We start from the raw sequence: 26718 nt of genomic DNA, 5'->3' as shown, positions 1-26718 counted from the left end.
AACAACAAGTATGTTTCTCCATAGAAATTTCACAAAAATTTGAGACTTTTAGAAAAGTCTGTTGTTGATAGTTATGTTACACTTTGCTCAGATTTTTCAAAATAAGGATCATATTATGAATACAACTAAACCTTTCCCTATTCCAACGGGATATTTCGGTATTCCTCTTGGTTTGGCAGCCTTATCTTTAGCTTGGCTTCATTTAGAAAACTTATTTCCTGCTGTGCGAATGGTAAGTGATGTTCTCGGCATTGTAGCAAGTGCGGTCTGGATTTTATTCATTTTAATGTATGCGTATAAACTTCGTTATTACTTTGAGGAAGTTCGAGCAGAGTATCATTGCCCAGTTCGTTTTTCCTTTATTGCGTTGATTCCTATTACAACCATGTTAGTGGGCGATATTATTTATCGTTGGAACCCTTTAATTGCTGAAGTGATGATTTGGATTGGAACGATTGGTCAATTGCTTTTCTCAACATTACGTGTCAGTGAATTATGGCAAGGTGGTGTATTTGAACAAAAATCTACTCGTCCTCCGTTTTATTTGCCTGCGGTAGCTGCAAATTTCACCAGTGCAAGTTCACTAGCATTACTTGGCTATCATGATTTAGGCCATTTATTCTTTGGCGCAGGAATGATTGCTTGGATTATTTTTGAACCTGTATTATTACAACATTTACGTATTTCATCTCTTGAGCCACAATTTAGAGCCACAATGGGGATTGTTTTAGCACCTGCGTTTGTGTGTGTATCTGCTTATTTATCGATCAATCACGGCGAAGTAGATACTTTAGCTAAAATTCTTTGGGGATATGGGTTTTTGCAATTATTTTTCTTATTGCGATTATTCCCTTGGATTGTAGAAAAAGGGCTTAATGTTGGTTTATGGGGATTTTCATTCGGATTGGCTTCTATGGCAAATAGCGCAACTGTTTTTTATCACAGTGATGTTTTACAAGGCGTGTCTATTTTTGTCTTTGTTTTCTCAAATGTAATGATTGGCTTATTGGTTTTAATGACAATTATTAAATTAGCTAAAGGGCAGTTTTTCCTAAAATAAAGCATTCAAATCGACCAAGGCAGGGATTACCTGCCTTATTGATATATTCCATCTATTTGTCTTTTTCTATTTCAATTACTTCTACGCAATCAAGCGTACCCGCTTTAATTCGCCATTTCACATTAAATTCGTACAAACTTGTTCCATAAATACGATCACTCGGTTTACCTTGTTGATAGGCTGGGCGCGGATCTTGCTCTAGCACTTGGCGAATGAAACGACTTAAGTGCGGTCGTTTTTCTTCTCGTTTTTTTACCGCACTTTTGGCTTGTTCGGTAAATTCAACTGTCAGTTTTGCTGGTGGTTTTTCTTGGGCAAAGCTCGATTGCGCATTTGGCTCACTATCCGCATAGGCAATATAGGGTTTGATATCGAAAATCGGCGTGCCATCCACTAAATCTACCGCACCTAAATGGAGAAAAACGTTACCATTGATGCATTCTACTTGACGTAATTCGACTTTGGATAAACCGAGAGGATTTGGGCGGTGCGTTGCGCGTGAAGCAAACACGCCAACGCGTTGATTACCGCCTAACCGCGGAGGGCGTACGGTGGGTTGCCATTTTCCTTGTTGGATTTGGTCGAATTGAAAAATTAACCAAAGATGACTGAATTGTTCTAATCCTCTTACGGCTTCAGGCGAATTATACGGCGGTAAGAGTTCTACAATGCCCACTCCGTCTTCAACTAAATTGGGTTGGCGTGGTACGGAGAATTTTTCTTTATAAGGCGTGTGGATAATGGCGATAGGCGATAAGGTTAAATCATTCATAAATTGGGTGTCTTAGTGTAGAATACGCGGCCTATTGTAATCAAAAGTGCGGTCAAAAAAAATGACAAATGAAAAATTGAAAATGTGGTGGGAGACGGCTCGACCAAAAACTTTGCCCTTAGCGTTGGCATCGATTTTTACAGGTTCGGCATTAGGTTATTGGGCGAATCCACAAGGTTTTAATGGGCTTGTAATGGTGCTTTGTTTACTCACGACAATTTTATTACAGGTACTTTCTAATTTTGCCAATGATTATGGGGATCATCAAAAAGGTTCAGATACTGAAGAACGTATTGGGCCATTACGTGGCATTCAAAAAGGCGCCATTTCAGCAAAAGAACTGAAATGGGGATTAATTCTAATGGTGGTGGCCAGTTTTCTTTCAGGAAGTTTCTTGATTGGTATCGCTTATGAAAGCCTCTCGGATTTATTCGCTTTCGCTGGGCTTGGCATTTTAGCTATTGTTGCTGCCATTACTTATACGGTTGGCGCAAAACCTTATGGCTATATGGGCTTGGGTGATATTTCTGTATTGGTATTTTTTGGTTTGCTTGGCGTTGGCGGCACTTATTATTTGCAAACTCACAGTATTGATAGCCACATTATTTTGCCTGCTATTGGTTCTGGTTTATTGGCAAGTGCGGTATTAAATATCAATAATTTACGCGATATTGAACAGGATGCGAAAGCTGGCAAAAATACCTTAGCTGTTCGTTTAGGTGCGTATAAAGGGCGTGTTCATCATTGTATTTTATTAAGTGTGGCTACTCTATGTTATTTAGCATTTGCGGTGGCAACAGCCATTTCTTGGACAAATTATTTATTTGTATTGGCAATGCCATTGTTAGCTAAACATGCGATCTTTGTTTATCGCAGTCAGCAGCCAAGTGAATTGCGTCCAATGTTGGCTCAAATGTCTATGATTTCTTTATTAATCAATATCTTGTTTAGTTTAGGCTTGCTTATCGGCTAAATCGGCATATACTAAAGCAAACAACATTTCAACAATTGATAGGGGAAAGTTATGTTTATTGATACTTCAGAACTTTGCGATCTTTATGCAGAACAAGTGGATGTCGTGGAGCCAATTTTTTCAAGCTTTGGTGGTGTAAGTAATTTTTACGGTAAAGTCACTACAGTAAAATGCTTTGAAAGTAATGGATTAATTGCTGAAGTATTAGAAGAAAACGGCGAAGGTCGAGTGCTTGTCATTGATGGCGGTGGTGCGGTACGCCGTGGTTTGATTGATGCGGAATTGGCTCAACTTGCCGTTGATAATGGTTGGGAAGGCATTATTGTATATGGTGCAGTACGCCAAATTCAGCAATTAGAAAACCTCGATATTGGTATTCATGCCCTTGCGCCAATTCCAGTCAGTGCAGATGAAAGCAGTGCTGGCGAGAGTGATATTCCAGTGAATTTTGGTGGCGTAACCTTTTTCCCAGAAGATTATATTTACGCAGATCTGACAGGAATTATACTTTCGCAAGAGCCTCTAGATTTAGAAGATTAATTTCTATTTGATTAGCATCTTATTTAAGCTTTCCCATTCTAGACTGCATATCATACTAAAAAATTAAATTATAACTATATGATATATAAAACCCCGTTCAATTTGAACGGGGTTAAAAGTGCGGTAAATTTTTAATGCGTTTTATGGCTCGTGCTATACAAAATTTTGTCCGTATAAGCTAAAGCAATCGCCGATACTAAAAAGCCCAAGTGCAACAATAACTGCCACATCATTGTTTTTTCTGGCATATTGCTTGCATTCACAAAGGTTTGCAGCATATGGATAGATGAAATGCCGATAATAGACATAGAAAGTTTAACTTTCAACACGGTGGCATTTACGTGGCTCATCCATTCAGGTTGATCAGGATGATTACGCGTACGCAATTTAGAGACAAAGATTTCATAACCGCCGATAGTTACCATCACAAGCAAGTTTGCGATCATCACGACATCAATCAAATTCAACACTCCTAACATAATTGTATTGGAATCCATCTCATTGACATTAATCACTAACTCCCATAAGCCTTTGATAAATTTATAAGAGTAGATTGCAAGGGTTACAATCAAGCCCAAATAAATCGGCACTTGCAACCAGCGACTAGCAAAAATTATTTTCGCGATAATATTCGATTGTTCGTTATATTTCGCATAAGGATCAACAGGTTTGTTTTCTTCCATAAGATTTTATTCCTAAATTAAACAGTGGGTTAAATAAACAAAAAAACCGCAAAAAAATAGCAGTTTTTTTGAAAATAGCAATAAGGAAATTGAGTTATTCTTATTTTATTTATATGTTTGAAGGGGTAGAAATTGATCCTCTCAAAATACAGGTCGGCTCTAACACTAAAGTGCGGTAATTTTCATTAGGATTTTTAATTCGTTGCAATAGTGCTTCTACAGCAAGTTTGCCAAGTTCAGCTTTCGGTTGGCAAATGGTGGAAAGGGGAGGTGAGAGATAACGAGCCAATTCAATGTCATCATAGCCCATAATTGAAAGATCTTGCGGAATACGTAAGCCTTGTTGCTGAATAGCTTGGTATGCACCAACAGCAATGGTGTCACTACAACAAAAAACTGCTGTTGGACGTGAAGATTGAGTAAGTAAAGATTGTATGCCAAGTACACCGCCTTCAAAGTCAAAATGACTTTCGACAATCCAATGAGGATTTAACGCAATTTTTGCTTCCGATAGCGCATTTTTATAACCTTGCAAACGATTTTGTGCGACAGATTTTTTGAGATTTCCCGTAATAATGCCAATTTTACGATGTCCTGCATCAATTAATGCTTTTGTCGCCAAATAGCCACCAAGTGCTGAATTTTCGAGTATTTTATCTGCATTTAACTCAGTAAACCACCAGTCCATCACAACGAGTGGTAGCGAAATGGCTAACTCTATATCAGCCTGAAAACGGCTATCACCACACATCAAAAGCAAACCATCCACTTGTTTGTGCATTAGAGTTTGCAGATTTTGTTGTAGGCGTTTGGCATCGCCACCAGTGGCAGCAATAATAAGATTATATTGATGCTGCTGACAATATTGCTCCACGCCAGCCATCACTTCTGCAAAGAATGGATTATTTGTTGCGGTGACAAGTAGCCCGATAGTTTTGGTTTCGCGCACCTTAAGACTTCGTGCAACAGCTGAGGGGGTGTAGTTCAGTTCAGCGACAATACGCATCACTTTCTCACGAATTTCATCGCTAACAAAACGCGATCCATTAATGACATGTGAAACTGTGGAAGTCGAAACTTGCGCCAGTCGTGCAATATCTTTCATTGTCGCCATAAAAACACCCTAAAAATTCACCGCACTTTAAGCGTATTCAAGAAAATCTAAAGTTTCTTGACGCGTTGGAATAGAGGATTGAGCCCCTTTTTTCGTCACACTAATCGCAGCGGCAGCTTGACCAAAACGAATGGCTTCATCAAAGGATTTTTCTTCCAATAAAGCTGTAACAAAACCGCCATTAAATGTATCACCAGCTGCAGTAGTATCTATTGCTTGCACGCAAAAGCCCTTAATGATGCGGCTTTTACCTTTTCGACTGACAAACACACCTTTCGCGCCAAGGGTAATCATTACGGTTTCAATGCCTTTATCGTGAAAAACACTTGCAGCTTTCACCGCACTTTGCTCGTCGGTTACCGTTACCCCCGTCAAGATTTCAGCTTCTGTTTCATTTGGTGTAATAATATCAATCAAACTCAATAATTTGTCCGATAAAATCTGCGCTGGAGCAGGATTTAGCATAACCTTAACACCATTTTTCTTAGCGATTTGAGCAGCCAGCTCCACACCAGAAAGTGGGGTTTCTAATTGCATTAACAAGCAATCCGATTGTGCAATTTGCACCTCACTTTGACGAACAACTATCTCACCCAAATGTGCATTTGCACCGCTAGCCAGCACAATACTGTTCTCGCCCGATTGGGCAACTTGAATAAATGCCATTCCTGTCATTTCCTGTGAAACGGTACTAATATGGGTTGTATCAATCCTTTCCTTGGCAAACGCATTTTTCATTGTTTCGCCAATGCTATCTGATCCAATGCAACTAATGAAAGCTACTTTTGCCCCTAAACGAGCGGCGGCTACTGCTTGATTGGCACCTTTGCCACCATAGGCAATTTGATAATTTTGACCTGTTAGCGTTTCACCAGGTTTAGCAAAGTAAGGCACAGAAATAACGTGATCAGCATTGATACTACCGAGAATTGTGAGAGTCTTCCCTTTCATAATTATTCTCCACTATAAAAGTAGTAGGCATATATCAAGCAATTATAAACCAAAAGTGCGGCTATTTTTACCGCACTTTTGAAACTTAAGCTAAAGCGACACCACTTAAACCAATAAAAAAACCTGCAATAGTTGCGCTTAATAAATTAGCTAAAGAGCCAGCAATAACAGCCTTAATTCCTAATCGAGCAATATCTCCACGACGATTTGGAGCCATACCACCAACCCCACCAATTAATACAGCTATAGAACCGAAATTAGCAAAGCCACAAAGAGCAAAAGTAATGATAGCCTTTGTTTTATCAGAAAGTTCTACTGGTGGATTGATACCTAGATAAGTTGAAAATTCAGAATAACCAACAAATTCGTTTACGGTTAATTTGATACCTATCATATGACCAGCTACTTCAGCATCACTCCAAGGTACTCCCATAACCCATGCCAATGGTTTAAAAATCCAACCTAAAATTATACCTAAAGATAGTTCTGGTTGATTAAACCATTCTCCAATGCCTCCTAACATACCGTTAATAAGTGCAATTAGAGCGATAAATGCAACTAGCATAGCCCCAATACTTAATGCCATAGTCATTCCCGCACCAGCACCAGAAGCAATGGCTTCAAGCGCATTAGATGGTTTATCTAATTCAACATTTTCGATTTCGTCGTTAAATTTTTCAGTTTGTGGATATAATATTTTTGCGAATAATAAACCCGCTGGTGCAGCCATAAAAGAGGCTGCGATTAGGTAGGTTAAAGGTACACCTAATCCAGCGTATCCAGCTAAAACAGAACCTGAAATGGATGCTAGTCCTCCACACATAATAGCAAAAAGCTCTGATTCCGTCATTTTGCTAATATAGGGTTTTACAACCAGTGGCGCTTCTGTTTGTCCAACGAAAATATTAGCTGCAGCAGACATAGATTCTGCTTTTGATGTTCCCAAGACTTTTTGCAATCCACCTCCAATTAATTTAATGACCCATTGCATTACACCTATATAATAAAGCAAGGAAATCAATGCAGAGAAAAAAACTATGACTGGAAGCACCTTAATAGCAAAAATGAAACCAACACTTTCACCTGATGCCAATCCACCAAAAACAAATGAAATACCTTCATTTGCGTAAGCAATAACTTTACTTACTGCATTAGACATACCCAAGAGGGCGTCTCTACCAATAGGTACATACAAAATAAATGCACCAATAGCGATTTGAATTGCTAATGCACCAAATACCGTTCTTATACGAATAGCTTTTCTATTATTGGAAAGGAGATAGGCTATGCCTAATAATACAAAAATCCCTAAAATACTAATAAATGCGTCCATAATTTGACCTCATTGAAAGTAAAAGGAAAGATAAACTTTGTTACTAATTTAATCGTTTGATTGCATCAATAATTAAATTCCAAAATCGTTCTTTATCTAACTTTGTAGCGACTTGCGTATTGCAAGGTTTAGGTGGATAACGGAAATCTGCAACTGTCATGCCTAATGTGTGTGTTCCCGTTAATTCAATATTAACTGGAACACTGACTGTTTCTATTAAAGTTGGATCAATAACATAAGCTACAGCGCAAGGATCATGAACTGGAGGATAATTAAAGCCTTGAGCCTGTTTGTACATTTTCCCAAAAAATTCAAGTAATTCGACAACAAATTCGGCAGGCTTAGTATCAATTTTTGCGATACGCTCAACAACATCAGGGGTGGCTAATGCTTGATGTGTTAAATCTAATCCAACCATAGTCACTTTCCATCCAGCATTAAATACAATATGTGCTGCTTCGGGATCAATTTTTATATTAAACTCAGCTACGGCACTCCAATTTCCAGTATGATACCCTCCGCCCATTAGGACTACTTCTTTTACCCGATCAATAATTTTAGGTTCTAATCTTGCAGCAAGGGCAATATTCGTTAGCCCTCCTGTTGGAACAAGTGTAATTGTATTCTCTGGATGAGACATGATAAGATCAATGATTAACTGAACAGCATGCTTTTCACTGAAAGTTCGATTAGATTCAGGTAATTTTGGACCATCTAACCCTGATTCACCATGAATACTCGGTGCAACCTCAATTTCCCTAACAATAGGTCTGTCTGCACCCTTCGCGAAAGGAACATTTTTCATTTGCGCAATTTCAGCAATTGCCAAAGCATTTCGTGATACTTTCTCCAACGTTTGATTACCTACTACAGTAGTGACTGCAAGTAGTTCAATCTCTGGATTACCATAAGCGAGTAACATAGCTATCGCATCATCATGTCCAGGATCACAATCCAAAATAATTTTTTTACGCATTCTTTACTCCTATATTTTTCATAGTCATAAACTGCAGACCTCTATATCGAAACGTTTCGACAAAACAAATATAAAGAACAAAAATAGAAAAACAACTAAGAAATTTCAAATTTGGGATATTGATCACAAAATTTCTAGATAGGACAAAAAATTCTCCGACCAAATTTGCATTCAATCGGAGAATAAATTATTGAAGATTTTCTTGATTTAAGACATTCAACCTCGCCAAATCCACCTGATTATTTAACAACTCCACATCGGGCATTGTTTTATTGGCTTTTGCGGAAAGGGTTTTAAATCGTTCTACTTTGCCAACTAAACCTTGTTGGCCAACAAGTGCGGTTACTGTGCTGTTGTATTGGTTGCTGACAGTGGAAAGCGTATTGCCGAGTTTGTTTAAACGCTCTGCCACCAAACAAATTTGGTTATAGATTTCGCCCGCTTTTTCAGCAATTTCTTTTGCCTCAGCATTACCACGTTCGATACGCCACAGGTTTGCCACGGTGCGTAAAATCGGCATTAATGTAGTGTGAGAAACCATAATTACGTTACGTTCATAACCATAATTAAATAAAGCAGGATCAGCTTTTAAAGCTTCAATATACGCAGGTTCCACTGCAATAAACATAAGAACAAAATTTGGGCTACGCATGCCAATAAGATTGCTGTAATCTTTTTTATGCAGATCGTTAATATGGGTTTTTAATGCGGAAATATGTTCTTTTAGTAAACGCTCACGTTCAAAATCATCCTCAGAATTTACCGCACTTTCATAAGCCACCAACGACATTTTGCTATCGATAATTAAATGTTTCTCATCAGGTAGATTCAACACAAAATCAGGATAATTTCGTCCACCTTGTTCATCTTTAAAATGCGCTTGAGCGCGGTAATGCATATTTTCTTCAAGTCCAGCCAGTTGCAAAGCGCGTTCTAATTGCACTTCGCCCCAGTTGCCTAAAGTTTTCTTTTCGCCTTTCAGCGCTGAAGTTAAATTATTCGCCTCTTGCGACATATTCAGACCAATTTCCAGCACTTTTTTGATTTCAGCTTCCAAGCCTGCATTGCCTTTCACGGATTCGGAGTGAATTTCATTGACCCGTTTTTGGAAACCTTCAATTTGCTCACGGAAAGGCTTGAGCAAGGTTTCCAAAGCAGTTTGATTTGATTGACTAAATGATCGACTTTTTTCATCTAAAATCCGATTGGCTAGATTTTGGAATTCCACACCTAATTGCTGCTTGGATTGTTCAAAGTTCTGTTGTTGCTCTGAAAAATGCTTTTCTTTCTCTGCTAAGGTTGTTTTTAATCCTGTTAATTCTTGAGAAAGTGCGGTCAATTTTTCAGTCAAATTTTGTCGTTCTTGCGTGAGATGATGTATTTGTTCATCACGTTCAGTTAAACGATATTGCAGCCCTTGATTTTCAGTCTGTATTTTAATTGTTTGTTGTTCAAACTGGTTTTTAATGCTACTAAGTTCATCAAATTTACTGGCAAGCTGATTATAATCTTGAGTCGTTTTCGATAATTCTTGATGAAGATGTGTATATTTTTGCTGGCGTAGAATAAGTAATAAAATCAATATAATAACAACAGCTAACAAGCTGAAAAGTAACAAATTTTCTGACATATCTCTCTCTTAATGGAAAACACAAATTGTAGTGAAAAATATTATTTTAATTCTGCTTTAAAGTGCGGTAAATTTTTTAACTGATTTAGAATTTATGCCCATACAAAAATTAATTATTCTAGTCAATTTTGATGGCAATGCTTTAGAAAAACATTGTTGTATTTTAACGGTATTTATCTAAAAACTTGTAATACTGCACACCAATCTTTGTCGCAAGATCTTTGATAATTCGACCACCATAAACAGAGGGGACTTTCAGACCTTCAAAAATAGATAAACGTTCATCGTCTCCCAAAATCGCCTCCGCTACAATTCGTCCTGCAAGACCAGTCAAAGCAACACCGTGACCAGAATAACCATGAGCAAAATAAATGTGCGGAGAAATACGACCAAAATGTGGCGTTGAATTTAATGTCATATCAATGGGGCCTGCCCAGCCATAATCGATTTTGACATTTTCAAGTTGCGGAAATACGCGCAACATATTTTTCCGCATAATCGCGACCATATCTTTTTCTGATCTAGAATCACTACCAAAAAGCAGACGATTGTCCGCACTTAAACGATAATAGTCTAATAATAAATTGTTATCGCACACCGACATACCATTATTAATAATAGAATCAGCAACTGCTTGGCTTAACGGCTCTGTGGCGATAATAAAACTTTCTACAGGTAATATTTTACGATTAATGCAGTGATGAATAGATTTCGGGAGTGCATCAATATAAGCATTGGTGGCTAAAATAACGTCTTGAGAAATAACCGCACTTTTAGCTGTTTTAACCTCAACGCAACCATTTTTCTCAACCGTATCCACTACAGGAGATTGTTCAAAAATCTGAACACCCAGATCAACACAAGCTTTCGCTAAACCTAAGCAATAATTAAGTGGATGCAAATGCCCAGAGTTACTATCAAATAAGCCGCCCACATAAATATCACTGCCTAAGTGCTGTTTTAATTTAGCTTTATCCCAAAGTTGCATATTCTGATAGCCAAAATTCTCATGACTTTCTTTTTCAATTTGAATTAAGTCATCCATTCGACGTTCATTTAATGCCAATGTGGCATAGCCTTTTTTCCAATCGCATTGAATGCCATATTTTTCAATACGTTCATCAATAATATCAATGGCCTCTAATGACATATTCCAAAGTTTATGTGCTTTATCTTCGCCAACTTGTTTAACGTATTCATCAATGCCTTCTTCAAAGCCATTAATTGCCTGCCCACCACTACGACCAGAAGCCCCAAATCCTACTCTAGCACCCTCTAATACAATGACTTTTTTCCCTTTTTCAGCCAGTTCTAATGCTGCAGATAAACCAAAAAATCCAGCCCCGATCACACATACATCAGTATGTTCAATTTGAGTAAGTGGGGGAAATTGAAAATCTTGGTTACGAGAATCGAAATAATAAGAGCGAACGTGTTCTTGATAGGCAAAATTAAGCATAAAAAATCTCTTAGGAAAAAACTGGCAAAATCTTACCCCTAAAGGGAAATATGTCAAACCTTTTAGAAAAAAATGCTATACTGCGCACGCGCAAAAATTGTGCGTTGAATAATGAATCATAACCCTTGGAGGTCAATAAATTGAAAAAATTCTTTGCTCACTCACTCAAAAATCTTTTCCTTTCCACCACCGCACTTTTCGCGGTTTCAGCCTTTGCCAACAACAAACTTTACGTCTATAACTGGACAGACTATGTCCCTTCTGATTTAGTCGCTCAGTTCTCTAAAGAAACTGGCATCGAGGTAATTTATTCTACCTTTGAAAGCAACGAAGAAATGTACGCGAAACTCAAACTTACTCAAAATACGGGTTCTGGCTATGATTTGGTGTTTCCATCAAGTTACTACGTAAATAAAATGATTAAGGAAAAGATGCTTCAACCGATTGATCAAAGTAAATTGACCAATATTCATCAAATTCCTAAACATTTATTACATAAAGAATTCGACCCAGAAAATAAATATTCATTACCCTATGTTTACGGCTTAACAGGTATTGAAGTTAATGCAGATGAAATTGATCCTAAAACCATCACGAGCTGGGCGGATTTATGGAAACCTGAATTTAAAGGTAAAGTTCTTATGACCAGTGATGCCCGTGAAGTGTTCCATGTAGCATTATTACTTGATGGTAAATCGCCAAATACCACCAATGAAGAAGACATCAAAACAGCTTATGAGCGTTTAGAAAAACTGTTACCAAATGTAGCGACCTTTAACTCTGATTCGCCAGAAGTCCCTTACGTACAAGGCGAAGCTACAATTGGGATGATTTGGAATGGTTCAGCTTACTTAGCTCAGAAAGAAAATCCATCTTTGCAATTTGTTTATCCAAAAGAAGGGGCTATTTTCTGGATGGATAACTACGCTATTCCAAGTTCGGCAAAAAACGTGGAAGGGGCGCATAAGTTCATCGACTTTTTACTTCGCCCTGAAAATGCAAAAATTGTTATTGAACGTATGGGCTTTTCTATGCCAAATAATGGGGCGAAAACACTGCTAAGTGCGGAAGTCGCTAATGATCCAAAATTATTCCCACCAGCGGAAGAAGTAGAAAAAGGAATTATGCAAGGCGATGTAGGAGAAGCTGTCGATATTTATGAAAAATATTGGAGTAAATTAAAAACTAATTAGTTTCTCTATGCAGAAAACAAAAAAGTGCGGTAAAAATTTACCGCACTTTTTATATGTAAAATTTTTATCCTTAAAGAATAAAACGACTCAAATCTTCATTTTCAACCACTTCGCCAAGTGCATCCGCAACATAAGCTGCATCAATATTGACCGTTTGACCATTCATATCACTTGCGCTGAAAGAAATTTTATCCATTAAACGCTCCATTACCGTATGCAAACGGCGTGCACCGATATTTTCCGTTTTTTCATTCACACGGAATGCAGCCTCAGCAATTTTCTTAACCGCCTCTGTTGTAAATTCAATATTCACGCCTTCTGTTGCCATCAACGCTTTATATTGCTCGGTTAAAGAGGCATGTGGCTCCGTTAAAATACGCTCAAAATCTGCCGCACTTAATGCGGTAAGTTCAACACGAATCGGCAAACGCCCCTGCAACTCTGGAATCAAATCTGAAGGACGGGCAACTTGGAATGCACCAGATGCAATAAATAAGATGTGATCGGTTTTTACCATTCCGTGTTTGGTGCTAACTGTCGAACCCTCCACTAACGGAAGTAAATCACGTTGCACGCCTTCACGCGATACATCAGCCCCACTGTATTCGCCTTTCTTACAAATTTTGTCGATTTCATCGATGAAGACGATACCGTTTTGTTCTACAGCATCAATGGCTTTTTGTTTAAGTTCTTCAGGGTTAATTAATTTCGCTGCTTCATCATCAATCAACGCTTTTAACGCATCTTTAATTTTCATTTTGCGTTTTTTCGTTTTGTCTGAACCTAAATTTTGGAACAATGATTGCAACTGATTTGTCATTTCTTCCATGCCTGGAGGAGCCATAATTTCAACACCCATAGACACGCCAGCAGACACATCAATTTCAATTTCTTTATCATCTAATTGACCTTCACGTAATTTTTTACGGAACGCTTGACGAGTACTGCTGTGACTATCATTGCTTTCAACTTCGCCCCATTGATTTTTAGCTGGAGGAAGTAAAGCATCTAAAATACGCTCTTCAGCCGCATCTTCAGCTCTTGCTCTGTTCTTCGCAACTTCCTGCTGGCGAACAAGCTTCATCGCACTATCCGTTAAATCACGAATAATGGAATCCACCTCTTTCCCCACATAGCCCACTTCGGTAAATTTCGTTGCTTCAACTTTGATAAATGGTGCGTTAGCTAATTTGGCTAAACGGCGCGCAATTTCAGTTTTACCCACGCCAGTTGGGCCAATCATTAAAATATTTTTTGGCGTTACTTCGTGACGCAAAGGTTCTTGAAGCTGCATACGACGCCAACGGTTACGCAACGCAATCGCCACAGCACGTTTTGCATCGGCTTGACCAATAATATGTTGATCTAATTCAGAAACTATTTCGCGAGGAGTCATTTCAGACATAGCTTTTTCCTTAATTTGGTAATTCTTCAATAGTGAAATGGGTATTTGTGAATACGCAAATATCGCCAGCAATTTTCAAAGATTTTTCAACAATTTCACGTGCAGAAAGTTCAGTATTTTCCACTAACGCACGTGCCGCAGATAACGCATAGTTACCACCAGACCCAATGGCTAAAATTTGATCTTCTTCTGGTTGAACTACATCGCCAATACCCGTGATGATTAAGCTTTCTTTTTCATCCGCCACAATTAACATCGCTTCTAACTTACGAAGTGCGCGATCTGTACGCCAATCTTTCGCTAATTCCACCGCACTTTTTAGCAAATGCCCTTGGTGCATTTCAAGTTTACGTTCAAATAATTCAAAAAGCGTGAATGCATCAGCCGTGCCACCTGCAAAACCAGCAAGCACTTTGCCATTATATAAACGGCGTACTTTACGGGCATTACCTTTCATTACGGTATTGCCTAAAGAAACTTGTCCATCACCGCCTACGACGACTTGTCCATTGCGACGTACGCTTACAATCGTTGTCATTATTCAGTCCTTTTTATAAAGTGAAAAGTTGTTCGTTATATGGCGACAAATTGATTAAATTCAAGAGGAAAATTTATATTGACGATTTATTCTTCACTCATAAATAAAAATGTGAACTGGATCATACTTTGAACTAGCAAACGATTGCTAGTCATTGAATGCATATTAAAAAAGTGTATGATGTGGACGATTTTTAAATCAACATTTGTGAGGAAACACAATGAAAAACATCATGAAATTATCTGTAATCGCACTTTTAACTGCAGCTGCAGTTCCAGCGATGGCAGGTAAAACTGAACCTTATACTCAATCTGGCACTAATGCTCGTGAAATGTTACAAGAGCAAGCAATTCATTGGATTAGTGTTGATCAAATCAAGCAAAGTTTAGAAGGTAAAGCACCAATTAATGTAAGCTTTGATATTGATGATACTGTGCTTTTCAGCAGCCCTTGCTTCTACCACGGACAACAAAAATTCTCACCAGGTAAACACGATTATTTGAAAAATCAAGATTTCTGGAATGAAGTAAACGCAGGTTGCGATAAATATTCTATTCCTAAACAAATTGCCATAGATTTAATTAATATGCATCAAGCACGTGGCGACCAAGTTTACTTTTTCACTGGCCGTACTGCAGGTAAAGTAGATGGCGTAACACCAATTTTAGAAAAAACGTTCAATATTAAGAATATGCACCCAGTTGAATTTATGGGCAGCCGTGAACGTACAACAAAATATAACAAAACGCCTGCAATCATTTCACATAAAGTGAGTATTCACTATGGCGATAGCGATGATGATGTACTAGCAGCTAAAGAAGCAGGTGTTCGTGGTATTCGTTTAATGCGTGCCGCAAACTCAACTTATCAACCAATGCCAACTTTAGGCGGCTATGGCGAAGAAGTGTTAATTAATTCAAGCTATTAATTGACCGCACTTTAGCAACAAAAAAGGCAAGCTAGGATTTCTAACTTGCCTTTTGTTTTGCTATTTAATTAATGTTTAGTTTGTTCTTCTTCAGGTTTTTCTTCTGCATTTTCTGCTTGTTGGCGATTCATATATTCAACAAACAATGCATCAAAGTTTACTGGAGATAAGTTTAATGCAGGGAACGTACCACGATTTACTAAGTTAGATACTAATTCACGTGCATAAGGGAAAAGCATATTCGGGCATTGAGAGGTTAAACAATGTGCCATTTGAACATCTTCTAAACCACTAATAGTGAACACGCCTGCTTGTTTAACTTCGCAAATAAATGCTACATCGCCACTATCTTCAAGTGTAGTTTCAACAGAAATGTTTAATACCACTTCATATAAGTCATCACCAACTTGAGTCGTTTCAGTGCTTAAATCAAAACCAAGTTTTGGTTTCCATTCTTGTTGGAAAATATGCGGAAGATTTGGTGCTTCAAAAGACACATCTTTCACATAAATACGTTGAATTTGAAGAACCGGTTGTTGTTCTTCTGTTGCTGCAACGTCTTGTTTTTGTTCTGACATTTTCTATTCCTTATTATTTATGTTTTTTAACTAAAGGTAAATTTGCTGCTACCCACGCGGAAAGGCCTTCTTTCAACACAAATACAGAATTAAAACCTTGTTTGGTTAAAAATACTGCAGAAGCAGAGGCTGAAGTACCATTTGTATCGACTAATATAAGAGCTTTTTCTTTATGGGTCTCCAATTTTCCGATGTTTTGATTTTTAATTTCGCTTGGAAGCACATTAATACTATTAATGATATGTCCACGTTGAAATTCTTCAAGACTACGTAAATCTACCACAATGGCTTCATCGGAATTTATTAACCGAATAACTTCATTGTGCGTAATTACTTTAAATTTACTCGTTGCGCCTTTGTAGAATGTATAAATTACCATTACGAAAATCGCAAACCAAGAAACTGCTAAAAGAGTATGTTTTTGAGCAAACTCTGTTGCCATTGAGATAAATTCTTGCATTGTGTTCTCTATTAATACCGTATAAAAAAATAGTTCCCAAGTATAACCGCACTTGGGTTATCTTTCAAAAAAATTATGCTTAAATTCCGTACTTGCATAAAGAAAGGTTATACAATCAACAAAAAATTATGTGATCGAGATCATAAATTTGTTTTTCCATTGTTGATAAATAACTTAATTTAGTTAGATTACTTTTTGGAGAATTTTTATTCATCTGAGGAGAAATCTATGAAATTAACTAAATTAGCCTTATGTACTTTATTTGGTCTAGGTATTTCAATAGCAAATGCAGCAGACTTGCCAAATATTACAATCTTGGCAACGGGTGGTACCATTGCAGGAAGCGGGCAAAGTTCAGTAAATTCTGCGTATAAAGCTGGACAATTAAGTATTGATACTTTAATTGAAGCCGTACCAGAAATAAAAAATATTGCCAACATTAAAGGTGAGCAAATTGTAAAAATAGGTTCACAAGACATGAATGACGAAGTCTGGCTAAAACTGGCAAAAGCCATCAATGCTCAATGTAAAAGTACTGATGGATTTGTCATTACCCATGGTACAGATACCATGGAAGAGACGGCTTATTTCTTAGATTTAACCGTAAAATGTGAAAAACCGGTTGTTCTCGTAGGGGCTATGCGTCCTGCGACAGAAAAAAGCGCTGATGGCCCATTAAATCTTTACAATGCTGTCGTCGTCGCGGCAGACAAAAAATCGAGTGGTCGTGGTGTTTTAGTCGCAATGAATAATGAAGTACTAGGTGCTCGTGATGTCACAAAAACCAGTACTACCGCAGTGCAAACTTTCCATTCGCCAAATTATGGTTCTCTAGGCTATATTCATAACAGCAAAGTGGACTATGAACGTTCCCCAGAAAGCAAACATACCATCAACACTCCATTTAACATAGAAAAATTAGACCACCTACCAAAAGTGGGGATTATTTATGCTTATTCAAATGCACCAGTTGAACCATTAAACGCATTGCTAGATGCTGGCTATCAAGGGATTGTATCAGCTGGAGTTGGCAATGGAAATGTTAATGCTGCACACTTAGATCGCTTAGAAAAAGCTGCGAAAGATGGCGTCGTTGTAGTTCGTTCTTCTCGTGTACCAACTGGCTATACAACTCGTGACGCTGAAGTTGATGATAGTAAATATGGCTTTGTAGCATCAGGTACTTTAAATCCACAAAAAGCACGAGTTCTCTTACAATTAGCTTTAACTCAAACTAAAGATCCAAACGTAATTCAACAATATTTCGAAGACTTTTAAGATTAATAGTAACGGTAGTGTGGCTCGAAATAACCGCACTTTTGACCATAATTTATTGATCCAAGTTATGGAATCTCTACCTATTTGTTGCTATATTACACGCCGTTTCAACAAATAAAACAAAGTGTTTTTTTATTAACTTAGGGGGCAGTATGTCTGCAATGTTTTTACTACAATTTGCCATCGTATTATTGTGTATCTTTGTGGGTGCACGTGTAGGTGGTATCGGTTTAGGTGTATTTGGTGGTTTAGGTCTTGCTATTCTTTCTTTTGGCTTTGGCTTGAAACCAGCAGGTTTACCTATTGATGTTATGTTTATGATTATGGCTACTGTGGCAGCTGCGGCAGCAATGCAAGCAGCTGGCGGTTTAGACTACATGATCAAAATCGCAACCAAAATCTTACGTCGTAATCCTAAACACATTACGTTTATTGCGCCAGCAGTAACTTGGTTATTCACTTTCTTAGCGGGTACAGGCCACGTAGCATATTCTGTATTGCCAGTTATCGCTGAAGTAAGCCGTCAAAATGGGATTCGTCCAGAACGTCCAATGTCAATGGCGGTAATTGCATCACAATTTGCTATCGTAGCAAGCCCAATCGCTGCGGCAGTGGTAGCGGTGGTTGCTTATCTTGAGCCACAAGGCATTCATCTTGGCGATGTTTTAATGGTAACCATTCCTTCAACTATTCTAGGACTTTTCCTTACTTGTTTATTTGTTAATAAAATGGGAAAAGAGTTAAAAGATGATCCAGAATATCAACGTCGTTTAAATGATCCAAAATACGAAGATGCTTTTTCAAGTAACACATCAAACGAAGAAATCGAAGTCAGCAAAACAGCTAAAGTTTCTGTTTCTTTATTCTTATTTGGAGCTTTACTTGTTGTGTTAATGGGGGCAGTTCCTTCTATTCGACCTGTTTTTGATGGAAAACCAATGGGAATGGCACATACCATTGAAATTATTATGCTTTCAATTGGTGCATTGATTATCTTAACTTGTAAACCAGATGGCACAGCGATTACCAAAGGTTCTGTATTCCATGCAGGTATGCGTGCAGTAATCGCAATCTTCGGTATTGCTTGGTTAGGTGACACCTTAATGCAGGCACACATTACTGAAGTAAAAGAAATGGTAAAAGGCTTAGTTGAAACTGCACCATGGGCATTTGCTTTCGCGCTATTTGTACTTTCTGTATTAGTAAACAGCCAAGGCGCAACAGTAGCAACATTGTTCCCACTTGGTATCGCGTTAGGTATTCCTGCGCCAGTATTAATCGGTGTATTTGTTGCTGTAAATGGTTACTTCTTTATTCCTAACTACGGTCCAATCATCGCATCTCTTGACTTCGATACCACTGGAACAACCAAAATCGGTAAATACATTTTAAACCACAGCTTTATGCTTCCGGGTTTATTAAGTATGTTTTTCTGTTTGTTAATCGGTTTGGGTCTTTCTCACATTATTCTTTAAAATGTGATTCAATAACAAAGAACGGTGCTGAAATAGCACCGTTTTTATTGTTCTAATATCAACTGAAAATAACTCAAAAAATAACCGCACTTTGATATATAAGTGCGGTTATTTTTTATAATTTTTAAAGATTGCGTAAGGCTTCAATACGCTTTTCGAGTGGTGGATGGCTCATAAAGAGTTCACTGCGTTTACCATTAATCATAAAGGCATTTAAAGAACCTTCGAGATTTTGTGGTTCGTGAAGTTGTTGCAAACGTTGCAGTGCCATAATCATTTTTTCTTTGCCTACTAAACTTGCGGAACCAGCATCTGCACGAAATTCGCGGTAGCGTGAGAACCACATTGCGATAATACTCGCAAGCACACCAAAGAGCATTTCCAATACCATCGAAACCAAGAAATAAATACCTGAACTGCGCGTTTCCTCTCCATTATTGTTACGCGAACTTGCTACCGCCGTTGCAATAATACGAGATAAGAAAATCACGAAAGTATTCAATACGCCTTGCAATAATGCCATCGTCACCATATCGCCATTGGAAATATGAGAAATTTCGTGTGCTAAAACAGCTTCAGCTTCAGCCTCCGTCATGTTGTTTAATAATCCCGTACTCACTGCTACCAAAGAATTGCTTTTTGTCGCGCCTGTAGCAAAAGCATTCACATCGGGTGAATGATAAATTGCCACGTCTGGCATGGGAATACCCGCTTTCTGCGCTTGGCGACTAACGGTATCAATTAACCAACGTTCAGTTTGATTACGAGGTTGAGTAATCACTTCTCCATCTACAGAACGTAATGCCATTGTTTTAGACAGGAATAAGGAAATTAATGAACCAGCAAAACCAAATAGCAACGCCATAATTAAAATGCCGCCAGTACTATTTCCTGCAATACCAGTCACACTTAAAATAATCCCCAATACGAGCATTACAGCCATATTGGTTGCCAAGAAAAGAAGAATTCGCATCATAATGTGTTCTCTCAAAGTTAGGGTTAAGTATTTCCTTTGTGGGGAAAATTCACAAAAAATTCAAGGTGTAATGTAAAATTTTTGTTATCAGCAGATAAACAAAAAGTGCGGTCAAAAACTTGCGAGTTTATGACCGCACTTTTAAACAAGGGTTCAAAATAGAAAATTATTTTCTCACTGCAATCGCTTCGATTTCTAATCCCACATCTTTTGGTAAACGCGCAACTTCCACACAAGAACGAGCAGGGAAGTTAGGATGATTATTTTCTTTAAAGAAACGTTCGTATTCTGCATTAACCGCAGTAAAATCATTAAGATCTTTCACAAAAACTGTTGTTTTTACAATATCGGCTACGGTTAAACCCGCTTTCTCGATAATCGCTTTCACGTTTTCTAAAGATTGGCGTGCTTGCGCAACGATGTCAGCTGGCACTTCGCCTGTTGCAGGATTCACAGGAATTTGCCCTGAGGTTAAAACTAAATTGCCAAGATCAACCGCTTGAACATAAGGGCCAATAGCTGCCGGTGCTTTTTCAGTATGAATAATTTGAGTCATTATTTTCTCCTTAGTTGATAAAAAGTGCGGTTCTTTTTTACCGCACTTTTCTGTTTATTAATCAATTTCTTTTAGTATGTCATCGGGAAGTGATTCTTTGCTTTCGACTAATTTCCCATCGTTTACTTTAAATTGTAAATTTTGGTAATAAGCTTCTCGGAACGTGATATATGGATCTTGAGCTTGACGTAACAATTCTGCATTATTGATATTTTTCGCACGGCCATCCACTGCTTGCACACCATATTTCACTAATGCCCATGGGCCACCAACCCATTGCCAAAATGGATACATATAAGCTGCATCAACCACAGCTCCCGTTAATTGACGTGGCGTTGTTGCATTATAAATCGGTAGCACAATATAAGTGCCAGCATCTACGCCGTAGCTACCTAAAGTTTCCCCAAATCCACGTTGATTATCTATGCGTAATTCTTTGCTTGCGCTTGCAAAATCAATAAAACCACCTAGACCAAATACAGTGTTAATCCAAAAACGATTAAAGTGAACAAATGCTTTTTTCGGTTCGCCTTCAATTAAGCGGTTTATGAAACTGACTGGCTCATCAAGATTATTTGCGATGCCAGCAAGACCAGAAGAAATCGGCTTAGGCACATAGTTGTTCCAACCTTTTGCAACAGGTTCTAATACATAGCGATCTAGCACATTATAGTTAAACTTCCACATAGTTCGATTGAAGTCTTCAAGAGAATCATTACGCTCACTCGCTTGTTTCGTGTCGTTGTTATTTGCACAACCTGTTAGTGCAATGGCACCCAAAAGTGCGGTCAAAATTGCCTTTGTTTTCATTTTTGATCCTTACATAAATATGGGATTATTCTACCTAATTTGTTAAATAAAAACAAAAAACCGCACTACAAAAGTGCGGTTATATTTTAATTATTTCTTAGTGTATTTTTTCAACTTGACCAAATTCAAGCTCAACTGGTGTTGCACGACCAAAAATTGATACAGACACTTTTAAGCGACCTTTTTCATAATCCACTTCTTCTACCGTACCATTAAAATCAGCAAATGGCCCTTCAGTCACACGAACTTCCTCGCCTGGATGATATTCATTTCGATGACGAGGTTTATCAGTATTTTGTTCAAGGCGATTTAAAATAGTATCCACTTCACGTTTAGAAATAGGCGCAGGTTTATCTGGTGTACCACCGATAAAACCCATCACTCTTGGCACGCTTTTTACTAGATGCCAAGTTTCATCATTCATTTCCATTTCTACAAGTACATAACCTGGAAAAAATTTACGTTCACTTTTGCGACGTTTTCCTGCTACATTTTCCACCACTTCTTCAGTTGGCACTAAAACTTCACCAAATTGATCTTCCATTTGTTGTTGTTTGATGTATTCACGTAAAGTTAGAGCTACACGACTTTCAAAGCCAGAAAACGCTTGTAATACATACCAACGTTTTTTTGATACTGTTGTTTCTTCAGTCATTTTAGAATCTCAAATCAGTTAAGAAATTAATTACTGTCACAATAATCGAATCTACTGCCCAAAAGAAGAGAGAAGCAATCATTGTTACCCCGATAACGATCAATGTTGTCTGACGTGCTTCAGCACGGGTTGGCCATACGACTTTACGCGCTTCTGTGCGAGAGTCATTAAAGAATGCGCGTGCTTTTGTTCCTTGATTAGTAATTGCCGCTAAAATAAATGCAATGACTAATGCAATAGCCATACCAATAACACGAATCGGTAAAGAATAGATTTGTTGGAAATAAATATTCCCAATTGCCGCAGCAGCAAAAAATATCACAGCTAAAACCCAAAGGAATGTATTTAAACCTTTAGACTTGCCTTCAACGATCACTTCTTGCGTATTTTTCTTTTTATCAACAATTTCGGTTGCCATAGAATTGAATCCGTTTTAAATGGAAATGTAAGAATAATGCCATAAGAACGTGCGATTGTAGCATTTTCTTTTCGCCTTGCCTATTGAAAATAAGCATCAACATAGAAAATCTGGCGAAAACAACCGCACTTTTGCGATTAAATCTAATATTCTAATTTGGGCGCAAGATTATCTACAATTGTCGATTCATCAACGATAACTTTTTGTAAATTCTCAAGAGACGGTAGATCATACATTGTATCTAACAACACTGCTTCTACGATAGAACGTAAGCCACGCGCACCTGTTTTTCTTTCAAGTGCTTTTTTCGCCATTGCTTTTAATGCTTCTGGTGTGAAATCCAATTCTACTTTTTCCAATTCAAATAAGGCTTGATATTGTTTAATTAATGCGTTTTTTGGTTTTGTGAGAATTTGTATCAGCGCATCTTCGTCTAATTCACTTAATGGGGCAATCATTGGCAAACGTCCGATAAATTCTGGAATTAAACCAAATTTCATTAAATCATCAGGTTCAACTTGACGGAATAATTCAGAAAGAGATTGTTGTTTTTCATCTTTTTCAACTTTGGCATTAAAACCAATACTCGTACTGGTTTGAGTGCGTTTATCAATAATTTTATCTAATCCTGCAAATGCACCGCCGCAAATAAAGAGAATTTTAGACGTATCCAATTTTACCATTTCTTGTTGTGGATGTTTACGACCGCCTTGAGGTGGAATTGAAGCGATTGTACCTTCAATAAGTTTTAATAAAGCCTGTTGCACCCCCTCTCCTGAAACATCTCGAGTAATTGATGCACCTTCCGATTTACGGCTAATTTTATCAATTTCATCAATATAAATAATGCCTTTCTCTGCTTTTTCAGTATCGTATTCACAATTTTGCAAAAGTTTCTGTAATACATTCTCCACATCTTCTCCCACATAACCAGCTTCCGTTAATGTGGTTGCATCTGCCATCGCAAAGGGTACATTTAAACGACGAGCTAATGTTTGCGCAAGTAACGTTTTTCCGCTACCTGTAGGCCCTATAAGTAAAATATTACTTTTGCCAAGCTCTACATCATTGCTTTCATAGTTAGTTCGCAAGCGTTTATAATGATTATAAACCGCTACAGAAAGCACTTTTTTCGCATAATCTTGACCAATAACATAATCATCCAGATGGGCGCGAATTTCGTGAGGCGTTGGCAATTTATCTTTATTTTCGACCGCACTTTCCTCTAGGTTTTCATCATTACTTTCTTCAAGCATTGAGTGACAAAGTTCAATACATTCATTACAAATATAACCGTCTGTGCCAGCAATTAATTTATCTACTTCGTCTTTTTCTTTTCCGCAAAAAGAGCAGTGCAAATCTTTATCTTTGTCTGTCATTGTATACCCTTAACGTTTAACTAAGACTTCATCCACCAAACCATACGCTTGTGCTTCTTCCGCTGACATAAAATTATCGCGGTCGGTATCTTTCTCAATACGCTCAATACTTTGTCCAGTATGGAATGCTAAACGATCATTTAAGGTGTGTTTAATTTTCAAAATTTCTTGTGCGTGAATTTGAATATCCGATGCTTGACCACGGAAACCACCCAAAGGTTGATGAATCATCACTCGTGCATTAGGCAACGCAGCTCGTTTGCCAGCAGTTCCGCCAGCAAGCAAGAATGCGCCCATTGAACAGGCTTGACCAATACAAAGAGTGCGAATATCTGGCTTAATAAATTGCATTGTGTCGTAAATTGCCATACCTGCAGTCACAGAACCGCCTGGAGAGTTGATATAAATATTGATGTCTTTAGTTGGATCTTCCGATTCTAAAAAAAGAAGCTGTGCCACAATTAAATTTGCCATACGATCTTCCACTTCTCCACTTAGGAAAATCACACGTTCTTTTAATAAACGGGAATAAATGTCGTACGAACGCTCGCCACGCGAAGTCTGTTCAACGACCATAGGAATTACGCTCATTTTCTTACCTTTTTCATTAAAACTGCTAATTATTTTATCGTAAATAACCCACAAATAAAAATGCGATCGCTTTTATTAGAAAGAGCGACCGCACTTTTATTCAATCATAATGATATTACTTATTATGCTTGTGGATTCATAATTTCATCGAATGAAGAAACTTTTTCTGTTACTTGTGCTTTTGCAAGTACTGCATCAACAGCTTGTTCTTCTAATACGACATTACGAATATTGTTCATTAACTCTTTGTTTTTGCTGTAATATTCCACCACTTCTGCTGGCTGCTCGTAAGCTGATGCAATATCTGCAATCATTGCTTTAGCACGTTCTTTATCAGCTTTTAATTCATTAGATTTAATTACTTCAGAGAATAATAAACCTACTTGAACACGACGAGTTGCCTCCGCTTCAAATAATTCACGTGGTAACTGTGCAGCTTGTTGTGTGTTGCCACCAAAACGTTGAGCCGCTTGATTGCGTAATACATTAATTTCTTCTTCTACTACAGAAGCGGGTACATCAATCGGATTTTGTTCAATTAAACCATTAATTACTTGTTGTTTAACACGAGAAACTAACGCATTTTTCAATTCACGTTCCATATTTTTACGGATTTCTGCACGCAAATCAGCAACAGACTTAGTATTAGGGCCAAATTTAGCAACAAACTCATCTGTTAATTCAGGCAATACCATATTTTCGACTTTTTTCAAAGTAATCGCAAATTTTGCCGCTTTACCTTTCAAGTTTTCTGCGTGGTATTCCGCTGGGAAAGTCACATCAATATCAAATTGCTCACCTGCTTTATGACCGATAATTCCTTCTTCAAAACCAGGGATCATACGACCTTGACCCATAAATAATACGAAGTCAGTAGCTTTACCACCTTCAAATTCTTCGCCATCTACAGAGCCAACAAAATCAATAGTGACGCGATCATCTGCTTTTGCAATATCTTGACTTTCAGCCCAAGTAGCTTGTTGTTTACGTAACACATCGATCATTTTATCAATATCAGCTTCCGTGATTTCAACAGTTGGTTTTTCAACTTTGATATTTTCTAAACCTTGTAATTTAACTTCTGGATAAACCTCGAAAGTTGCAGTGAAAACTAAGTCTTTACCTTCTTCAAAAGTTTCAATCGCAAAAGTTGGACGACCTGCAATATTAATTTTTTCTGCAATAACAGCATCAAAAAAATGACGTGGTAATAAATCGTTTAATACATCTTGACGAATTGACGCCCCAAAACGTTGTTCAATGATATGGGCAGGAACATGACCTTTACGGAAACCATCTACGCGCACATTTTTTGCAGCACGTTTAAATTCTTCGTGAATGGCTTTAGAGACAATTTCAGTTGGAACGGTGATCGCTACGCGACGTTCTAAACCTTGAGTTGTTTCAATATTTAATGACATTTGTTACCTCAATTAATTTGCACTCGGTCAAAATCCACACCGAACACGTTTGTTAAATAAAAAGACGCTCAATTATAACTAAAGAAATCTACGCAGTCGATAAAAGAGTGATTAAAAATTGCATTTTGATGATTTTAAAATACGGCTTACAAACAAAAGTGCGGTCAAAATGATTTTCTTTTATGCTGATACAAAGCAATTAGGATTTTGTACTTATTATACTTTTTCATTTTGATATTGATTAGATAAATTGAATTATTTAATATATGACAATTATTATCATTAAGAATAAGGAAACCTATGACCAACTTTAAATTCAGCCTGCTTGCTTGCTCTATTGCATTTGCATTAAATGCAAGCACAGCCTATGCTGCCCAACCAACCAACCAACCAACCAACCAACCAACCAACCAACCAACCAACCAACCAACCAACCAACCAACCAACCAACCAACCAACCAACCAACCAACCAACCAACCAACCAACCAACCAACCAACCAACCAAAATAGTAATGTTTCTGAACAACTAGAACAAATTAATGTTTCAGGAAGCACAGAAACAATT

General features: G+C 37.7%; 28 protein-coding genes. 8 read left to right on the top strand and 20 right to left on the bottom strand.

The window, feature by feature from the left end; genetic code table 11:
• Positions 1 to 115 precede the first annotated feature (115 nt).
• Positions 116 to 1060 (top strand): dicarboxylate transporter/tellurite-resistance protein TehA, encoded by a 945-nt coding sequence (tehA, locus tag ACPT8Q_RS01375; protein WP_050948931.1) that lies wholly within the window; start codon positions 116 to 118, stop codon positions 1058 to 1060.
• Between the two features lie 52 nt (positions 1061 to 1112).
• Here the strand turns inward: tehA and tsaA are convergent, their stop codons facing one another.
• The gene (gene tsaA / locus ACPT8Q_RS01370) at positions 1113 to 1832 is read right to left on the bottom strand and encodes a tRNA (N6-threonylcarbamoyladenosine(37)-N6)-methyltransferase TrmO (protein WP_050948929.1); all 720 of its coding nucleotides are present in this window, start codon (positions 1830 to 1832) and stop codon (positions 1113 to 1115) included.
• Positions 1833 to 1893: 61 nt separating this feature from the next.
• Between tsaA and menA the strand changes: the two genes are divergently transcribed.
• On the top strand, positions 1894 to 2805 hold the full coding sequence (gene menA / locus ACPT8Q_RS01365) for a 1,4-dihydroxy-2-naphthoate octaprenyltransferase (protein WP_050948927.1): 912 nt from the start codon (positions 1894 to 1896) through the stop codon (positions 2803 to 2805).
• Positions 2806 to 2856: 51 nt separating this feature from the next.
• Positions 2857 to 3345 (top strand): ribonuclease E activity regulator RraA, encoded by a 489-nt coding sequence (rraA, locus tag ACPT8Q_RS01360; protein ID WP_005669389.1) that lies wholly within the window; start codon positions 2857 to 2859, stop codon positions 3343 to 3345.
• Between the two features lie 131 nt (positions 3346 to 3476).
• Here the strand turns inward: rraA and ACPT8Q_RS01355 are convergent, their stop codons facing one another.
• The 7 genes from ACPT8Q_RS01355 to ACPT8Q_RS01325 form a co-directional block, all read right to left on the bottom strand.
• On the bottom strand, positions 3477 to 4028 hold the full coding sequence (locus ACPT8Q_RS01355) for a TIGR00645 family protein (RefSeq protein WP_050837863.1): 552 nt from the start codon (positions 4026 to 4028) through the stop codon (positions 3477 to 3479).
• Positions 4029 to 4137: 109 nt separating this feature from the next.
• A complete protein-coding gene (locus tag ACPT8Q_RS01350) occupies positions 4138 to 5142 on the bottom strand; it encodes a substrate-binding domain-containing protein (protein ID WP_050847456.1) in 1005 nt (334 codons plus the stop codon).
• 27 nt (positions 5143 to 5169) lie between these two features.
• Positions 5170 to 6093, bottom strand: coding sequence for a ribokinase (gene rbsK / locus ACPT8Q_RS01345; RefSeq protein WP_050948926.1), 924 nt, complete (start codon positions 6091 to 6093; stop codon positions 5170 to 5172).
• An 85-nt stretch (positions 6094 to 6178) separates the two neighbouring features.
• Positions 6179 to 7426, bottom strand: coding sequence for a NupC/NupG family nucleoside CNT transporter (locus tag ACPT8Q_RS01340; protein WP_005691308.1), 1248 nt, complete (start codon positions 7424 to 7426; stop codon positions 6179 to 6181).
• Between the two features lie 43 nt (positions 7427 to 7469).
• Positions 7470 to 8402, bottom strand: a complete 933-nt coding sequence (locus tag ACPT8Q_RS01335) for a nucleoside hydrolase (protein ID WP_005691310.1) — start codon at positions 8400 to 8402, stop codon at positions 7470 to 7472.
• 187 nt (positions 8403 to 8589) lie between these two features.
• Complete coding sequence (gene rmuC, locus ACPT8Q_RS01330; RefSeq protein ID WP_425622288.1) at positions 8590 to 10032, bottom strand: DNA recombination protein RmuC; 1443 nt, start codon at positions 10030 to 10032, stop codon at positions 8590 to 8592.
• 163 nt (positions 10033 to 10195) lie between these two features.
• A complete protein-coding gene (locus tag ACPT8Q_RS01325; RefSeq protein ID WP_425622287.1) occupies positions 10196 to 11491 on the bottom strand; it encodes an NAD(P)/FAD-dependent oxidoreductase in 1296 nt (431 codons plus the stop codon).
• A 140-nt stretch (positions 11492 to 11631) separates the two neighbouring features.
• On the opposite strand from ACPT8Q_RS01325, the gene ACPT8Q_RS01320 reads away from it, so the two are divergent.
• Positions 11632 to 12684, top strand: coding sequence for an extracellular solute-binding protein (locus ACPT8Q_RS01320; protein WP_050948920.1), 1053 nt, complete (start codon positions 11632 to 11634; stop codon positions 12682 to 12684).
• 70 nt (positions 12685 to 12754) lie between these two features.
• Here the strand turns inward: ACPT8Q_RS01320 and hslU are convergent, their stop codons facing one another.
• On the bottom strand, positions 12755 to 14089 hold the full coding sequence (gene hslU, locus ACPT8Q_RS01315) for an HslU--HslV peptidase ATPase subunit (RefSeq protein WP_050948919.1): 1335 nt from the start codon (positions 14087 to 14089) through the stop codon (positions 12755 to 12757).
• A gap of 10 nt (positions 14090 to 14099) precedes the next feature.
• The gene (gene hslV, locus ACPT8Q_RS01310) at positions 14100 to 14627 is read right to left on the bottom strand and encodes an ATP-dependent protease subunit HslV (protein WP_021034624.1); all 528 of its coding nucleotides are present in this window, start codon (positions 14625 to 14627) and stop codon (positions 14100 to 14102) included.
• Between the two features lie 220 nt (positions 14628 to 14847).
• On the opposite strand from hslV, the gene aphA reads away from it, so the two are divergent.
• The gene (gene aphA, locus ACPT8Q_RS01305; RefSeq protein ID WP_005630577.1) at positions 14848 to 15555 is read left to right on the top strand and encodes an acid phosphatase AphA; all 708 of its coding nucleotides are present in this window, start codon (positions 14848 to 14850) and stop codon (positions 15553 to 15555) included.
• 68 nt (positions 15556 to 15623) lie between these two features.
• Here the strand turns inward: aphA and secB are convergent, their stop codons facing one another.
• Both secB and ACPT8Q_RS01295 read right to left on the bottom strand, forming a co-directional pair.
• Positions 15624 to 16133, bottom strand: coding sequence for a protein-export chaperone SecB (secB, locus tag ACPT8Q_RS01300; protein ID WP_048946741.1), 510 nt, complete (start codon positions 16131 to 16133; stop codon positions 15624 to 15626).
• Between the two features lie 13 nt (positions 16134 to 16146).
• Positions 16147 to 16593: a rhodanese-like domain-containing protein gene (locus tag ACPT8Q_RS01295; protein WP_021034627.1), complete on the bottom strand. Its 447-nt coding sequence runs from the start codon at positions 16591 to 16593 to the stop codon at positions 16147 to 16149.
• A 228-nt stretch (positions 16594 to 16821) separates the two neighbouring features.
• On the opposite strand from ACPT8Q_RS01295, the gene ansB reads away from it, so the two are divergent.
• A complete protein-coding gene (ansB, locus tag ACPT8Q_RS01290; protein WP_021034628.1) occupies positions 16822 to 17871 on the top strand; it encodes an L-asparaginase 2 in 1050 nt (349 codons plus the stop codon).
• A gap of 152 nt (positions 17872 to 18023) precedes the next feature.
• Positions 18024 to 19346 (top strand): anaerobic C4-dicarboxylate transporter, encoded by a 1323-nt coding sequence (locus ACPT8Q_RS01285; protein WP_050948918.1) that lies wholly within the window; start codon positions 18024 to 18026, stop codon positions 19344 to 19346.
• Positions 19347 to 19470: 124 nt separating this feature from the next.
• On the opposite strand, the gene htpX is transcribed toward ACPT8Q_RS01285, so the two are convergent.
• The 8 genes from htpX to tig all read right to left on the bottom strand — a co-directional run bounded on the left by htpX (position 19471) and on the right by tig (position 26152).
• On the bottom strand, positions 19471 to 20325 hold the full coding sequence (htpX, locus tag ACPT8Q_RS01280) for a protease HtpX (protein ID WP_171007188.1): 855 nt from the start codon (positions 20323 to 20325) through the stop codon (positions 19471 to 19473).
• A gap of 163 nt (positions 20326 to 20488) precedes the next feature.
• Entirely contained in the window at positions 20489 to 20878 is a 390-nt protein-coding gene (locus tag ACPT8Q_RS01275; RefSeq protein ID WP_048954827.1) for a RidA family protein, read from the bottom strand.
• A 57-nt stretch (positions 20879 to 20935) separates the two neighbouring features.
• A complete protein-coding gene (locus ACPT8Q_RS01270) occupies positions 20936 to 21688 on the bottom strand; it encodes an MlaA family lipoprotein (protein ID WP_050848034.1) in 753 nt (250 codons plus the stop codon).
• 97 nt (positions 21689 to 21785) lie between these two features.
• On the bottom strand, positions 21786 to 22343 hold the full coding sequence (nusG, locus tag ACPT8Q_RS01265) for a transcription termination/antitermination protein NusG (protein ID WP_342120280.1): 558 nt from the start codon (positions 22341 to 22343) through the stop codon (positions 21786 to 21788).
• 1 nt (position 22344) lies between these two features.
• Complete coding sequence (secE, locus tag ACPT8Q_RS01260) at positions 22345 to 22761, bottom strand: preprotein translocase subunit SecE (RefSeq protein ID WP_005648602.1); 417 nt, start codon at positions 22759 to 22761, stop codon at positions 22345 to 22347.
• 143 nt (positions 22762 to 22904) lie between these two features.
• Positions 22905 to 24140, bottom strand: coding sequence for an ATP-dependent protease ATP-binding subunit ClpX (gene clpX, locus ACPT8Q_RS01255; protein ID WP_425622286.1), 1236 nt, complete (start codon positions 24138 to 24140; stop codon positions 22905 to 22907).
• 9 nt (positions 24141 to 24149) lie between these two features.
• Positions 24150 to 24761: an ATP-dependent Clp endopeptidase proteolytic subunit ClpP gene (clpP, locus tag ACPT8Q_RS01250; protein WP_257003823.1), complete on the bottom strand. Its 612-nt coding sequence runs from the start codon at positions 24759 to 24761 to the stop codon at positions 24150 to 24152.
• 92 nt (positions 24762 to 24853) lie between these two features.
• Entirely contained in the window at positions 24854 to 26152 is a 1299-nt protein-coding gene (gene tig, locus ACPT8Q_RS01245; RefSeq protein ID WP_425622285.1) for a trigger factor, read from the bottom strand.
• A 300-nt stretch (positions 26153 to 26452) separates the two neighbouring features.
• Between tig and ACPT8Q_RS01240 the strand changes: the two genes are divergently transcribed.
• On the top strand, positions 26453 to 26683 hold the full coding sequence (locus ACPT8Q_RS01240; RefSeq protein ID WP_211093806.1) for a PT domain-containing protein: 231 nt from the start codon (positions 26453 to 26455) through the stop codon (positions 26681 to 26683).
• The last annotated feature ends 35 nt before the right edge of the window (positions 26684 to 26718 follow it).

It is taken from the genome of Haemophilus sp. HN_Hi10 (assembly GCF_049821985.1).
Taxonomy (GTDB): Bacteria; Pseudomonadota; Gammaproteobacteria; order Enterobacterales; family Pasteurellaceae; genus Haemophilus; species Haemophilus influenzae_D.
The sequence above is the reverse complement of the archived record's forward strand: the minus strand, read 5'-3'. Positions and strand labels throughout refer to the sequence as shown.